Raw genomic sequence first — 14,149 nt, forward strand, 5'->3', positions numbered from 1 at the left:
TTTCATCGTAGAGCGGCGACGTGCCCGATAGTAATCCGAAGAAACTGGCGCTGATCGACGCGATTTATGCGAGCGCGCTCGATTCCGGGCGATGGATGGATTTCCTGGACCAGGTGACCCGGACCCTCTCGGGATTTTCGACCATCTATCGCTGGCAGCACGCGTCGCCGCACGACAACAAGCCCTTGTTCCACAATTTCGGCGATTTCGGACAAAGCTATATCGATCATTTCCAGAGCCGGAACGTCTGGGTAACGGGCAGCAAGGCCACGGCACGAACCAGTGCGGTGCTCTCGTCGGAGCAGATCGTCCCGGTCGAGGAGTTGGAACGCACCGAATTCTATGCCGATTGGATGCGCCCGCAGAAGCTGAAGCACGGCATTTCCTGCCTGCTGCATGCGGGGCAGCAATGTTCCTATCACCTCGGGATCATCCGCGGGCCCGAATTCGGAGCCTTTGCGGAAGCGGAGCAGCAGCTTCTGTCCGATCTGCTGCCGCATATGGCGCGGAGCTTCGAACTGGGGCGAACGATGGAAGCCCTGCAACGCAATGTGCACGCGCTGCACAGTGCCTTTGACGGGCTTGGCGTCGGCGTCCTGCTGGTCGATGCCCGGGCCAAGATACATTTCGCCAATCCGATCGCGGAGCGGATGCTGCGCGAGGAACCGGTGCTGCGCGCCGCCGGCGGCTGTTTCGGCGCAAGCCTTCCCGCGGCCAATGCACGGGTTCGCGCCGCGATCGCCGACGCGACCGGCGATGCGCGGCGCAGCAGCGGACGGACCGGCGCCACCTTCGCCCTGGCGCGCCGGGACCGGCCGCCGCTGTCGCTGAACATCGCGCCGCTCGCCGAGCAGGACCGGTGCATTTTCGGCGCCGGCCCCTTGGCGCTGGCGATCCTGTCCGACGGCGATCGGCCCGTTCGCCTCGACATCGCGGCGCTGCGCAGCTTCTTCGACCTGACTCCGGCGGAGGCCAGGCTGGCGGCGGCCGTCGCCGGGGGGATCAGCCTGCTCGACCATGCGGCGGCGGCCGGCGTCGGGCTGGCGACGGTGAAGACTCATCTGGCCGCGATCTTCCGCAAGACCGGCACCAACCGGCAGGCCGATCTGGTGCGGCTGATGGCGGCCTATCCGGGCCTGCAGCGGGCGGAGGCCGCACGCGAATCCTCGCATCCTTCGAGCGACGCCTAGGTTGAGAACCCAAGCAAGTATCTGATTTTCCAACGTCACCCCGGCCTTGCGCCGGGATCCCGCTGCTTCCTGCGCTGTCGAGATAACGGGATCCCGGCTCCGGCCGCTCCTGCGGCCCCGGAAAGTCCGCGCGTCTCATCCGTTCGATGGAGGCGGCACGCGCGCACCACTGCCTATGGAGCCGCCCGGTAGCGGCAACGGCGGTGGTGATGGCAATGATGACGGCAACGACGATGGGAGCAGTGACGGCCGTGATAGCGGCAATGGCGGCGACGATGATCATGGCGACGGCGATGGCGATCCGAATATCGTCGACGTTGGAGAAGTGACTGCGATAGATGCGCGGCGTGCCCGTGAATCGATCCCCCCGCCCCCCCGGCCTGTCCGTCGATGCGATCATCGATGAGGCGCTCGACCGCATTGCCGCCGGCGGCCTCGCCGAATTGACGCTGCGGCCGCTGGCGACCGGCCTTGGCGTCAGCGTGCCGGTGATCTCGACTCGCATGGGCAGCAAGGAGCAGCTGCTCGAGGGCGTGACGCAGGCGGCGCATGCCAGCGACCTGGCATTTTTCGGAAGATGGCGCGCGCTCGCGGACGAACTGGGCAGCATGGATGCCGGCACCCGTGCGGGAATGGCGGAGCTGGCGCTGCGCGAATGGGTGACCCGGGAACGGCGCCAGGTCATCCTTCTGATCGAATTGGTCCATGATCGGGCATTGCGGCCCGATCGCCAGCCGGCGCTCGAGCATTGGCTCGACGATGCCGGGCGGTTCTGGGCCGAGCTCCTGTTCGGAGACGCCGCGCTGGCCGACCTGGCGCTCGGCTATGCGCTCGACGAGGCGGGCTTCTCGCTGGGTGCCGGCGACAGCCCGAGATATGCGCTGCTCCGCTCGCTGTGCCTCCGGCGATTTGCCAATGGCATCTTCCCCCGGGACGATGCGGGCGATGGCGACAGGATCGCATCGCTGATCGGCCTGCTCGACCCGGCCGCGCCGCCCGCCGAGGAGGAAGCGGATGCGAAACGCCAGCGGATCGCGGCCAGCGCCGCCGACCTGATCGTCTCGCAGGGCATGGACAGCGTGACGCATCGCTCGGTCGCGCTCGCCGCCGGCGTGCCCGCGTCCACGGTAGTCTATCATTTCGGCGCGCGCCCGGCATTGGTGGCGGCCGGGCTCCACGCCGTCATCGCCCGCTTCCACGGCCGCCGGAGCGATATTCGCGCCGACCATGGCGGCGGGCCGCCGAACGACACCAGCATCCGGGACCTGATCAAGGCGACCTCGATGATCGCGCTTGCCAGCGTCCGCGAGCCCAGCCTGTTGCCCCATGCGCTCGACATGCGGCGCCGGCGCGGCGAGAATTGGCGCGCAAGCGATCTGGCGCCCATGGGTATCGGCATCGGCGCGGGCTTCGATCGCGCGGCCGCGCAGGTGCTGTCGATCGCCGTCTTCGGCATGGGAATGATCGGCATGGCGCGCAAGGTGCCCGATCGCGTGCACTATATGCGCGCCTTCGCCGCCTTCGAAGCCTGGCGAACCCGATCGCTGCGCTGAACGCGCGGAGTCATCGAAACGGCACAACCCGCTGATAGGCGCCCGGGCGGAGTGTGCGGGATGGCGGATCGGGAAACACTTTCGGGCACGCGCCTCGTCGTGCTGTCGCTGCCGTCGCTGGCCTTTGCCGGCTATGACCTGGCCCGGCGGGTCTTTCTCGCCCCCTATCTCTCCGGCGAGCTCGCGCTCCAGATGAGCGTCGTCGGCTGGCTGGTGCTGCTCGCCAATCTCGCGCCGATCCCGGCCGAGCTGCTCGCGGGATCGATGGGCGATCACGGATCGCGCCGGTTCGGGCGGCGGCGGCCCTGGATGATCCTGGGCACCGCGCTGGTGCTGATCGGCACCGCCGCGCTGCTCGCGCAAGGTGTCGCGCCTTCGGTCGCCGGGGTCGCGGTGGCGCTGGCCCTGCTGGTCGTCGGCTGGGCATTGTGCAACGTCATCCATGGCGCCTGGGCGCTCGAGGCCGCGCATGACGACAAGGCCCGCGGACGGATATTCGGCACGCGAACCCTGTTCGGCATCGCCGGAGGCATCGGCTTCTCCGCGATCGGCGCGCTGCGGATCCCCGCCTGGCCCTCGCCCTTCCTGGTCATCATGATCCTCGTCGCCCTGGGCGCGCTGGTGCTGCACGCCGCGCTCGTCGCGCTGCTGCCGGATCGCGCGGCCGCGCCGGACAGATGGCGGCTCGCCAGCCTGCTGGGCCCGTTGCGGCTGTTGTTCGCCAATCGCGGCAACCGCCGGCTGGCGGCGCTGTTCGCGCTCAACGGCGCGCATGCGGCGATCACCACGACGGGCTATTTCTACGTGGTCGACAATGGCCTGGGGCTGCGCGGCTGGGCCCCCATCGGGATCCTCATCCAGGCCATCTGCGCCGCTATCGGCATTCTGGCGGCGATCCGGATCACCGCCAGGCTGAGTGCGCGCGCGCTGCTGCGGCTGACGCTCTGGGCGAATCTGGCGCTGGCGCTGGCCTTGCCGATGCTGCCGGCCGGTGCGCCGGCCGCGCTGATGCTGTGGACGATCCCCTTCGGGCTGGCGTCCGCGGTCGATTTCATGGCCCTGCGGATGCTGCTGGGCGCGCGGCTCGATTCCGTGGAGGCGCCATCGGGCAAGCGCGCAGCCGCGCATTATGCCGGCTTCCATCTGCCCTTTAATCTGTGCGGCGCCGTCGTTTCGGGCCTGTTGTTCACCGGCTATCGTATCCTGGGATTCGATCCGCGCGCGATGCCGGCGCCTGAACAGGCGTTCGCGGCGGTGCTGCTGATGCCGAGCCTCGCCGCCGCGCTCATCACCATGGCCTCGCTATGGATCCTGGCCGATTCCGCCTCGGAGGCCCCCGCCGAGACGGGCCCGCCCCTGGCCATGGACCCTGAACCAGCAACTGAACAAATGTAATTCTTCTGTCATGCGCAGACCCTAGAGCGCCCCTCGTATCCCGCCGAATCGGTGGAATCTCCAGGGGGATTGCGAATGAAGAACGACCTATTTCGGGCATTGATGGTCAGCACGGCGACGATCGCGTGCGGCTTCGGCATGACTGAACAAGCGTATGCGCAGAGCGATCCCACTGTTGCCGCTGCGGCGACGGAGGCTTCGGGAGATGCGGGTCTCGCCGATATCGTCGTCACCGCGCAGCGCCGCCGGGAAAAGGCGCAATCGGTGCCGATCTCGATCACCTCGGTCAGCGGCCAGACGCTGGAGGATAGCGGCTTCACCTCGCTCACCGACCTGCAATATGTCGTACCCGGCGTCCAATATGACCCGACCCAGGGCGCCGCCTTCCAGATCCGGGGTGTCGGCAGCACCTCGTTCGACTTCTCCAATGCCAAGTCGGTCAACGTCGTCGTCGACGACGTCGTGATGGACGCCCAGCGCGACAACGGCCTGATCGGCCTCACCGACATCCAGCGCGTCGACGTGCTGATGGGTCCGCAGGGCACGCTGTTCGGCAAGAATTCCACCTCGGGCGTGATCGCGATCACCACCAACAAGCCGGTGATCGGTCAATTCTCCGGCACCGCCTATGCCGCCTATGGCGAGCGCAACGATCGCAATACCAACCTGACGCTCAACGTGCCGGTCAGCGATCAGGCCGCGCTGCGCCTGTCCGCCTTCGCGCTGGGCCAGGACGGCAAGGGCCGCTATGTCGTGCTCGACCGCAATCTGGGCCTGGTCAGCGAATGGGGCGTGCGCGGCAAGCTGCTGTTCCAGCCGGCGCCGGCGCTCGAACTGGTCCTCGCCGGCGAATATACCCATCATATCGACACCGCCATCCGCGTGCCCGTGGGCGGCCCGGCCGGCTCGACCTATGCGCCCGCCGCCGCGCTCACCGCTGCGCAGATCGCCCTGGGCGTGATCCCGGGGCCGGAGAATGCCGACAGCGCCGATGGCTCGCTAGGCCACAACACCACGACCAACAAGGGCGGTTCGCTCCATGTGAATTACGCGATGGGCGAGCACACGCTGACGTCGATCACCGCCTATCGCGAGACGACGTTCGACAATGACACGCCGGCCGATCTGCTGCCCCGCAATGTCTATGCCTACATCCCGTTCAACTCGGGCCGGCTGAAGACGAACAAGTTCAGCGAGGAAATCCACTTCGCTTCGCCCACGGGCGGGGCAATCGAATATCTGTTCGGCGCCTTCTACAACAAGCTGAACGCGAAGCAGACCCAGCTGCAATGGGGCACGCTCGGCGCGCCGCTGCTCTCGCCGGCCGGCGTTCCCTCGCCCACGCTCTATGCGCTGACCGGCGCCTTCGATCCCATCACCCGCGCGATGCTCGGCAACGCCGTGCTCTTCGACGCCGCCAACGAGACGGCGGCCGCGTTCGGCCAGGTCAAGATCACCCCAACCCGCCAGTTCAGCGTAACCCTGGGCGGCCGCTACAATTACGACTGGAACCGCCAGACGATCGGCTACATCAATATCGATCCGGTGCCGATCACCGGCTATTCGCCCATCTTCGTCGCCACCAGTTCCGGGCCGACCGAGGCATTCCGCTCGGGATCGAAGAAAGGCGGCCGCTTCACCTATCGCATCGCGCCGCAGTTCACGATCAGTCGCGACGTGATGCTCTACGCAAGCTATGCCACGGGCTACAAGCCGGGCGGCGTCGCGTTCGTCGGCAATCGCTACGATCCCTACAATCCGGAATCGGTGAAGAGCTGGGAAATCGGCCTGAAGAGCGAGCTGTTCGATCGCCGCGTGCGCTTCAACATCAATGCCTTCTCGTCGAAGTTCACCAATTTCCAGGCGACGATCCTGACGCCGGTGAGCACCGGCGTCGGCGGATTCATCCTGGCCTCGGCGATCGGCAACGCGCCGGGCCTGCGCTCGCGCGGCATCGAGGCATCGCTGGCGATCAAGCCCGCGCGCCAGCTCACCCTGGGCGGCTCGGTGACCTACACCGACGCCATGTTCACCGACTATGTCGCCAGCCCGACCGCCAACTATACCGGCACGCGCCTCACCAACGCGCCGGAATGGCAGGCAAGCGTCACCATGGACTATGCCGACGAGATCGGCGCCGGGCTGAGCTTCAAGGCACATCTCGACTATGGCTATCGCAGCGACACCCAGACGGTGACGGGCGCGATGCTCGGCGATATCCTCGCGCCGGCGGTCAGCAACCCGGACGGCACCAAGACCCCCAATTCCACCTATTCGCGGATCCCCGGCTATGGCCTGCTCAACGGGCGGATCAGCCTGGCCAAGGTGGATGGCGCGGTCGAGTTCGGCGTCTATGCGCGCAATCTGCTGAACACCTATTATTCGACCGGGTGGCAGATCTACGGCGCGCTCGGCCTGCTCCATTATACCTCGCCGAACGCCTATCGGACGCTCGGCGCCTTCGCCAAGATCAACTTCTGACGCGCCATCGCCCCTCCCGGCCGATCGGCCGGGAGGGGATGCGCAGCCCGACGCACCAAGGACCCTCGACATGAAGAAGCTCGCAACCAGCCTCGGCCTGATCGCCGCCATCGCCACCTGCGGCATCACCGCGATCGGCATTGCCCAGGAGACGCCCCGTACCGACGAAGTGCGGCTCAACGAGATCCAGGTGATCGGCACCCACAACAGCTATGCGCAGGGCGTGGACCCGCAGCTGCTGGCGATGGTGGACGCCGCGCTCGGCCCGAAGCTGGCCGCCTTCGCCAAGGCCATGCCGGAGAAGATGAAGGCGGACTGGCAGGAATATCATCCCAATTTCACCAGCATGAGCGAGGGGCTGAACTATCGCTACACCACGCTGACGGACCAGCTCGATGCCGGGATGCGCAGCCTCGAGATCGACATCAACAACGACCCCCAGGGCGGGCGCTATGCCCGCCCCGCCGGCCTCGCTGCGCTGCGCGCCAAGGGCGTGAAGGACAGCCAGATGCTGCCCTATGACGCCACCGACATGGAAAAGCCGGGCCTGAAGGTGTTCCATGTCGCCGATCTCGACGTGCGCTCCAGCTGCAACCTGTTCACCCGCTGCCTGAAGCAGTTGCGCGCCTGGTCGGATGCCCATCCGGACCACGCCCCGATCTTCATCCTGGTCGAGGCGAAGAGCGATGCGCTGCCGGTGTTTCCGAACTCGACACCGCCGCTCGCCTTTGATCGCGCCGCATTCGACGAGATGGACCAGTCGATCTTCCGCGAGATCGGTCGCGACAGGCTGGTGATCCCCGACGACGTCCGCGGCCGCCATCCCACCCTCGAAGCGGGCGTGCTGGCCCATAACTGGCCGACGCTCGCCAAGTCGCGGGGCAAGTTCGTCTTCCTGCTGCTGACCGCGATGGATCCCCAGGCGCTGGCCGCCTATCATGCGGGCCGCGAGAATCTGGAAGGGCGCGCGGCGTTCCTGCGCGCCACGCCGGGGCAGAGCTATGCCGCGTTCCTCCTGCTCGACAATGCCAATGTCCGCGCCCGGGAGATTCCGGAGCGGGTGAAGCAGGGCTATCTCGTCCGCGCCCGCGCCGATATCGAGACATATGAGGCAAAGGCGAACGACCTCAGCCGCGCCAACCAGGCCTTTGCCAGCGGCGCGCAGATCGTCTCGACCGACTTCTACAAGCCGGGCAACGCCTATGGGACCGACTATGTCGTGCGGCTGCCGGGCGGCGGCGAGGCGCGCTGCAATCCGGTCAACGCCCCCAGGGCCTGCCGGCTGAAGCGCTGACGATTATCTTCCGCGGAAAGAAGAAGGGGGACGAAGCGCCGCCGCGATGCGCGCCCGGCCCTGCATGCCGCCCGGCGCGCTAGCCCTTGCGCCGGGCATAGGCACGGCGCGCCTTGGAACGATTGCCGCAATCGCCCATGGAGCACCATCGCCGCGGCTTGCCGCGGCTCTCGTCGAGGAAGAGCCACCCGCAATCGCTGCCCGCGCACAGGCGCAGCCTGGCAACGCGGTCGCTGGCCAGCAGCGCCACGGCATCGCGCGCGACGATGCCGAGCAATTGCGGCATGGCGCCCTGATGCTGGAATCGCCATGACAGGGATCCGCCGGACCAGATCGCATCCGGCGGAGGGCCCGAGGCCCACGCCATCACCGCATTCAGGTCGCCTTTCTCGGGCGCATCGCCGCGCGCCACCGCGACACCGATCCGGAAAATGGCCTCCCGAAGCTCGAGCGCCGGCCCGACCTCGGCCATTGCCGCCAGGAGATCGTCCATCTGGTCGGCATGGACCAGCTTCTGCTCCGCCGCCCAGTGCACCATGTCGCGCCAGCTTCCGAGCCGCTCGACCGGCCGGGCCGCCAGATGCCAGCCCGCCGTATTGGCGAACTCCAGCGACAGGCTGCCGCCGATCCCAGCCGAAACACGCGTTTGCTCTACCATTCTCCGTCTTTTCGCTTGCTGGCGGTATTTTCACAATATAACCATATAGACGGTTAGAAAAGCCAGTCCCGATCGCAGGGGCACGGTGGCGCAGCTGGGGAGGTTGGCTTGTCGAGGCGGCTCGCGCTTTCATTCTGCATTCTGGTGGCGATCGTGCTGGGGCTTGTCGTCGCGGCGCTCGCAATCGGCGGCCGCCCCGATCCGGCCGGCCCGGCGATCACCCTGGACGGAGCCTGGCGCTTCCATCCCGGCGATAATCCGAGTTGGGCCGATCCGCGGACCGACGATCGCGACTGGGATCGACTCGATCTCGTATCGCTGCCGAGCAATCGCGACGATGATGTCGGCCTGCCGGGGTGGCTTGCCGGCTGGCGCGCGCACGGCCATCCCGATCTCGAAGGCTATGGCTGGTATCGCCGGCGGATCGCCCTGCCGGCGCAGGGCGATCTGGCGCTGCTTGGGCCGACCATGGTCGATGACGGCTATGAGATGTTCTGGAACGGCCGGCCGATCGGCGGCATCGGCAAGCTCGGCCCCAATCCGAGAGTCATCGGCGCCCGCCCCTTTCTGGTCGCACTTCCGCGGCTCGCCGATCAGCGGGCCGGCGTGCTGGCGATCCGGACGTTCATGCAGCCCGGCCTCGACCGCAACGGCATCAGCGGCGGGCTGAGGAGCGTTCCCACACTCACCACGGCGGCCTTTGGCGAGACATTGCACCGGGCGCAGTGGATGCGGACCATCGCCGGCTACATCGTCGAGGTCGCGATACCGGCAATGATGGTCCTGCTTGCCGGCATCGCGCTGGCAATTGCGCCGTCGATCGCCCGGCCGGGCTTCGCGCGATGGCTGGCGATCGCCCTTGTCGCGACGGCCTGCCTTCGATTGGGCAATGCGATCGCGGCCTGGACCGACCTGCTCGACGCGCCCACGCTCGACCGTCAGAATGCGGTCATCCTCTCACCACTCGCCATGCTTGCCTGGACCGCCGCCTGGAACGCGCATGCCGGGGGGCGCGGCCGGTCGATCGTCCTGGGTTGCGCCGTTGCCGCATGGGCCGCGCGCGTGGCCGGGGCGATCGCCCATTTGCCCGACCTGATCGCCATTGCGCGCCTGGCCTTTGCCATATTGTTCGCCGTCATCGCGGTGCGCATGGCCTTGCGTGGCGCACGCCGGCTGCCCGCCCTGGCGGCGATGGCGCTGATCGCGATCGCCCTGTTCGTCAGCGAGCTATCCCGGCTTGGCGCTCCAACCATCTGGTTTCCGTTCAATATTGGCGTCACCCTGAGCCAATATGCGTATGCGCTGTCGCTTCTTCTGCTCCCCTTTGCCTTACCCAGGGTCGACGCCCCGGGAGGATGCGCAGCGAGGAAAGGCCAAATATGACCAGCGCAACCTCAATGGAATACGCGATTTTCTCAGATAGATCCCGGACCCTATCGGTATTCAATATTTGAATATACAGAACTTACACAAATATACTTCCGAACAAACTCCGAACTGGCGCATGTTTCATTGTTTACATGATGCACATGGGCGTAGATTGCGAAGGCAACTCTATAGTTGCCGACATATATAGAGATAATCGGAGGATATCATGAAAGGTTTACTCATAAAATCCATAGCCTTGGCGAGCACTTCCATGATGGCGGCATCTCTGTCGCCTGCGCACGCGCAATGCATCGCACCCGCGACCATCAATGGCATCTGGAAGGCGAATGATGGCGGCACCTATCGCCTCCGCGCCGTCGGCACCACCATCTGGTGGGTCGGAATGAGCGCCGATAACGGAAAATCCTGGACCCACGCGTTCAAGGGGACGCGGAGCGGCAACCTCATCAATGGAAGCTGGGCCGATGTTCGCGGGAATATCGGGGGCGCCGGAACACTCAAGCTGCAGATTTCCGGAACGACTTTCATGAAGAAGCTCAGCGGCACCGGCAGCGGCTTCGGCGGAAGCAGCTGGAGTCGGCCGTGCAACGACGTCCAAGGCAATCCGGTGCAGGAATAGGCGATTTCCCGATCGCCGATCAGCCCGTCCCCAATGGGGTGCGGCGGCAAATGCCCCTCACCCCTCGCCTGCCCGACCGCAGCGGCAATTGAACGACGCCCGCCACATTGATGTGACGGACGTCGCCCAGCTCGCCGGGCAGGTTCCCATGCAAGATTACAACGGCCCCGTTCCGAAGAAGCGATGGACAACCTTTCCACGCTCTTCGCTGGACGGATCATCTGACACGCCGCTTACGGCGATGATGATTTCCCCACGCTCTTCGCATCCGGAGACAGCAAGACCCACGCTATGGGCCGTTGACAGGAAGCGCTTCAAATTCCCTTGCCGGGATGTGAGATCCACTTCCTTACCGTTCACCCGAGAGTATAATAGCTTCGAGACAAAACCGTCATTCTCTATGGAAATATTATAATTATTTTGCGAGCAACTTGCCCTTAGTATCAATTCGAATTTTGGACTTCTTGGGCCGGGTATCACTATGTCCTGGGTTTGCGCGATTGGATTTGCGAGCATAAGCAGCATTTCGATCATGAGCCGGCTCCCTTTATCTGCACGGCCTGTCCGCCGCCAAATTCGACCTCACGCCAGGATTCGGATCGTTTCTTGGATTCAGATGCCCATCCTTCAGGTTGAATTCCCTTAGAACGCCGTCCGGACCAAGAATATAGTGCGTGAACTGGTCTGCTGACGAAACAAACCGCGCATCCCTCCCCACAAGCTTATCGAAGTTGCCGTAATCCCCTGACCCACTGTTATGGGATGGGTATCTATTCTTCATGTCTTCGGAATTATCATAATCCACATCGGGGTGGTTATGGATAGCGGCCACGATTACAGCCCCTCCCTCCGATGTATATTTATAGGCAAGCTGCGGAGAGAACCCGGTTTGACCCGCAGCGATTGCACGGGCCTTGGCCTCCGCAACCGTCTCACCCCGCGCCAAGGCCGTCACACCATAGCTGCCATCCTGGTAGCGGACGATCAGCGCACCATATTCCCGCGCATTCCAATCGGGTTGCTGCTTGATCAAACCCTCCACGCCCCTCGCAATCTCATCCTCCTTCGCGTCTTGCTCGCAGGGCGAGTCCTGAGGGACGGGCGGCACGACCCCGGCGCCACCACCTGGCGAGCCCCCATTCGAGGCGGACGGGATCCATCTCCAGCCACCCTGGCCGCCGGGGGCATAGGCACCGTCCTCGCCCGTGAAATAGCTCGCGGGAGCGACCCAATACCAGAAGCCGCCACCGAAGCCGCCGCCGCCACCACCACCACCACCGCCGCCAGTGCTACCGAAGCCGCCTCCTTCATAGATGGCTCCGGCCCTGTTGATCTGCGCGTCGTCGGTCGACCCGAAACCACCCGCGACAAGGTCCAACTCATAAGAACTGAGAACGCGCATTCTGGAACTCCCAATCGGTTTGAGACGTGTTGCGACCCGAGTTTCTGCCTTGGATTTCGTGGGACAGGCGAAGCGCATCGACGAAGAGCGCCGCCAGCGGCTCCCATTCGCCGCCATAGAGCGCGCGCCTGAGCTTGATCAGGAAGTCATGGTCATTGAACGACGCCCCCACATTAGTGCGACGGGCGTCGCGTCAAGCTAGTACATTCTCAAGGCTATTAGCCCTGGCTCAGGACCCCGGCGTAAGGACCCCACTCAAGGAAGCCTTGATGCTTTCACAGGGAGGTCCCGCGTAATATTTCCAAGACTCCTGGTGGAACTTGTTGTCTTCTGCGGCCCGCCTGTAAACGAGCGTCCGAACGCCCGAAAACATCGCCACTTCCAACTGCGCGAACCACTGATCCCCGATCTTGTATCCCTTATGGAACCTTATGGTGGGATACCCTCTTTCCTTGGCGCTCGGCGCATCGGTGCTCAGCAACGGACCGTCGGAATCGCCCAACTCACTGCGACTGAAGGCGCGCAGATGCTCCACGATCTCCGGAGGAAGATCGGCCAGGCGATTGGCGACCGCCGATGCGCGAACTTCCTCGGCGCAGGTTGGTGCCGGCAATGCCATAGGAGAGGCAATCACAGGCAAGAACAGATGGAATAGGATAGTCATGCCCTATCTCCCGTCACTAAATCACTGTTGCGACCCGAGTTTCCGCCTTGGATTTCGTGGGACAGGCGAAGCGCATCGACGAAGAACGCCGCCAGCGGCTCCCATTCGCCGCCATAGAGCGCGCGCCTGAGCTTGATCAGGAAGCCGCCCTCGCTGAGGGTCGTCAGCCGCGACAGCGGCAGGAAATGCCGCGATTGGCAGCCATGGCGCAAAATCAGGTTGAACAGGATCCGCGCCGTGCGCCCGTTTCCGTCGCGGAACGGGTGCGCATGTATGACGCCGGCATAGCCAACCATGGCGCAGAGCGCCGGATATCGCCCGATATGCCGGGCGGTGAAAGCCGCAAGCGCCCGCAGCAACGGCTCGCACAATTGCCAGGATGGAAACTCGATCACGTTCCCATCGGCATCGGGCCGGATGAAGACCGGCCCGGTGCGGAACGCAGTCGCGCCCCCTTTGACCGAGCGGTGAATGGAACGCAGGAGATCAAGAAAGGCATCGGCATCCGCCAGGCCGCCCGCAATGCCGCGGCGCTCGGCCCGTTCGACCGCCTCCCACTCCAGCAGGCTCTTCGAGAGCAGGGACTGGGGATCCGCACGCTCCGCTCCACGCACATAGACGCCCAACTCGTCGAACATGCCCGGATAGCGTTGCTGCGTGAGATTCATGTTCCCCTGCTCGGCCAGCACCGCTCTCGTTATGGATTGCGCGTCGGAGGTGCAGAGCCCCGCGCCGATTTCGGTGACACGGAAATTCGCAATCTGCAGATGGATCGAAGCAACCGGATCCGGCACGAACAACCTATCGGGCATGACCGTCGCCCGGCCCTTCAGCCGCGCAGTCATTTCAGAACCGCGGGCACCAAGGTGCGCGACGGATTCAAGCACGGCATTGGCGCTGAAACGCACGGCTCGGCCGACGACATGGCCAGGATTTCATTGTTAGAATTTTCCACTTCCACACCCATGGCGCGACATCCGGAACCACTATCGGCGCAGACCCGGCGGACCCAGCGAAACAATATCCGGATTTCCTGAAACGACGGGGCTCCGGCCCCTGATGACGAGCGCTCCGCCGACACTCCGCAATCATATCCGCGGGTTGAAAATATAGCCCACGCCGATCGACGATATATTACAGTATTATGTTCATAAACTGCGAGATCGCCTTGCACATTTCAAATATGCGACAAATTATTTGTGTAGTTATTGTTACATATTACTCCGAATTGGAGCGATTGATTATCTCCATCCATCACCCCGGAAACCATTAGCTTCGTGTTGACATCCAATCTCGCCCTACACTATCCGCCCCTTCCGAGGAAACTGTTTTTATCCTTGAAAATCTATTTATCGCCGTGCGCCTGACCTCGGCCGCACGCCGTGGAGTTGCGCGAGCAGAACATGCCGACAGAGCCCGCCCTGTTCAGACCGGAAGTTTCCGAGCATCGCCGCCAGGGACTGCAAGGCGAAGTCATCCTCAACCAATCGGTTTCGGTCTCGCT

Annotated in this window: 12 protein-coding genes; 7 read left to right on the top strand and 5 right to left on the bottom strand. The window is 64.5% G+C overall.

Annotated elements, in window-relative coordinates; genetic code table 11:
- Positions 1-20 precede the first annotated feature (20 nt).
- The 5 genes from OMP43_RS19280 to OMP43_RS19300 all read left to right on the top strand — a co-directional run bounded on the left by OMP43_RS19280 (position 21) and on the right by OMP43_RS19300 (position 7,913).
- Complete coding sequence (locus OMP43_RS19280) at positions 21-1,190, top strand: hypothetical protein (protein WP_280281174.1); 1,170 nt, start codon at positions 21-23, stop codon at positions 1,188-1,190.
- Positions 1,191-1,543: 353 nt separating this feature from the next.
- Entirely contained in the window at positions 1,544-2,743 is a 1,200-nt protein-coding gene (locus tag OMP43_RS19285) for a TetR family transcriptional regulator (protein ID WP_280281175.1), read from the top strand.
- A 60-nt stretch (positions 2,744-2,803) separates the two neighbouring features.
- Complete coding sequence (locus OMP43_RS19290) at positions 2,804-4,138, top strand: MFS transporter (protein ID WP_280281176.1); 1,335 nt, start codon at positions 2,804-2,806, stop codon at positions 4,136-4,138.
- A gap of 138 nt (positions 4,139-4,276) precedes the next feature.
- A complete protein-coding gene (locus OMP43_RS19295) occupies positions 4,277-6,619 on the top strand; it encodes a TonB-dependent receptor (RefSeq protein ID WP_280281177.1) in 2,343 nt (780 codons plus the stop codon).
- Positions 6,620-6,689: 70 nt separating this feature from the next.
- On the top strand, positions 6,690-7,913 hold the full coding sequence (locus OMP43_RS19300; protein ID WP_280281178.1) for a Ca2+-dependent phosphoinositide-specific phospholipase C: 1,224 nt from the start codon (positions 6,690-6,692) through the stop codon (positions 7,911-7,913).
- A gap of 79 nt (positions 7,914-7,992) precedes the next feature.
- Here the strand turns inward: OMP43_RS19300 and OMP43_RS19305 are convergent, their stop codons facing one another.
- Positions 7,993-8,571, bottom strand: a complete 579-nt coding sequence (locus OMP43_RS19305; RefSeq protein WP_280281179.1) for an ABATE domain-containing protein — start codon at positions 8,569-8,571, stop codon at positions 7,993-7,995.
- A 108-nt stretch (positions 8,572-8,679) separates the two neighbouring features.
- On the opposite strand from OMP43_RS19305, the gene OMP43_RS19310 reads away from it, so the two are divergent.
- Together OMP43_RS19310 and OMP43_RS19315 are read left to right on the top strand one after the other, a co-directional pair.
- Positions 8,680-9,954 (top strand): hypothetical protein, encoded by a 1,275-nt coding sequence (locus tag OMP43_RS19310; protein WP_280281180.1) that lies wholly within the window; start codon positions 8,680-8,682, stop codon positions 9,952-9,954.
- Positions 9,955-10,165: 211 nt separating this feature from the next.
- Positions 10,166-10,579, top strand: coding sequence for a hypothetical protein (locus OMP43_RS19315; protein ID WP_280281181.1), 414 nt, complete (start codon positions 10,166-10,168; stop codon positions 10,577-10,579).
- A 156-nt stretch (positions 10,580-10,735) separates the two neighbouring features.
- Here the strand turns inward: OMP43_RS19315 and OMP43_RS19320 are convergent, their stop codons facing one another.
- The 4 genes from OMP43_RS19320 to OMP43_RS19335 form a co-directional block, all read right to left on the bottom strand.
- The gene (locus OMP43_RS19320) at positions 10,736-11,113 is read right to left on the bottom strand and encodes a hypothetical protein (RefSeq protein WP_280281182.1); all 378 of its coding nucleotides are present in this window, start codon (positions 11,111-11,113) and stop codon (positions 10,736-10,738) included.
- A 13-nt stretch (positions 11,114-11,126) separates the two neighbouring features.
- On the bottom strand, positions 11,127-11,981 hold the full coding sequence (locus OMP43_RS19325; RefSeq protein ID WP_280281183.1) for a hypothetical protein: 855 nt from the start codon (positions 11,979-11,981) through the stop codon (positions 11,127-11,129).
- A 229-nt stretch (positions 11,982-12,210) separates the two neighbouring features.
- A complete protein-coding gene (locus OMP43_RS19330) occupies positions 12,211-12,645 on the bottom strand; it encodes a hypothetical protein (RefSeq protein ID WP_280281184.1) in 435 nt (144 codons plus the stop codon).
- Positions 12,642-13,553: a Fic family protein gene (locus OMP43_RS19335; RefSeq protein ID WP_280281185.1), complete on the bottom strand. Its 912-nt coding sequence runs from the start codon at positions 13,551-13,553 to the stop codon at positions 12,642-12,644. Before OMP43_RS19335 ends, OMP43_RS19330 begins: the two co-directional genes overlap by 4 nt.
- Between the last annotated feature and the right edge of the window lie 596 nt (positions 13,554-14,149).

This window comes from Sphingomonas sp. CBMAI 2297, from assembly GCF_029870595.1.
GTDB lineage: Bacteria > Pseudomonadota > Alphaproteobacteria > Sphingomonadales > Sphingomonadaceae > Sphingomonas.

Excerpts from the sequence above, each read along its gene's own strand:
- OMP43_RS19315 (WP_280281181.1), top strand. The coding sequence starts at position 10,166 with ATGAAAGGTTTACTCATAAAATCCATAGCCTTGGCGAGCACTTCCATG.
- OMP43_RS19295 (WP_280281177.1), top strand. The coding sequence starts at position 4,277 with ATGACTGAACAAGCGTATGCGCAGAGCGATCCCACTGTTGCCGCTGCG.
- OMP43_RS19290 (WP_280281176.1), top strand. The coding sequence starts at position 2,804 with ATGGCGGATCGGGAAACACTTTCGGGCACGCGCCTCGTCGTGCTGTCG.
- OMP43_RS19320 (WP_280281182.1), bottom strand. The coding sequence starts at position 11,113 with ATGATCGAAATGCTGCTTATGCTCGCAAATCCAATCGCGCAAACCCAG.
- OMP43_RS19305 (WP_280281179.1), bottom strand. The coding sequence starts at position 8,571 with ATGGTAGAGCAAACGCGTGTTTCGGCTGGGATCGGCGGCAGCCTGTCG.
- OMP43_RS19300 (WP_280281178.1), top strand. The coding sequence starts at position 6,690 with ATGAAGAAGCTCGCAACCAGCCTCGGCCTGATCGCCGCCATCGCCACC.
- OMP43_RS19330 (WP_280281184.1), bottom strand. The coding sequence starts at position 12,645 with ATGACTATCCTATTCCATCTGTTCTTGCCTGTGATTGCCTCTCCTATG.
- OMP43_RS19325 (WP_280281183.1), bottom strand. The coding sequence starts at position 11,981 with ATGCGCGTTCTCAGTTCTTATGAGTTGGACCTTGTCGCGGGTGGTTTC.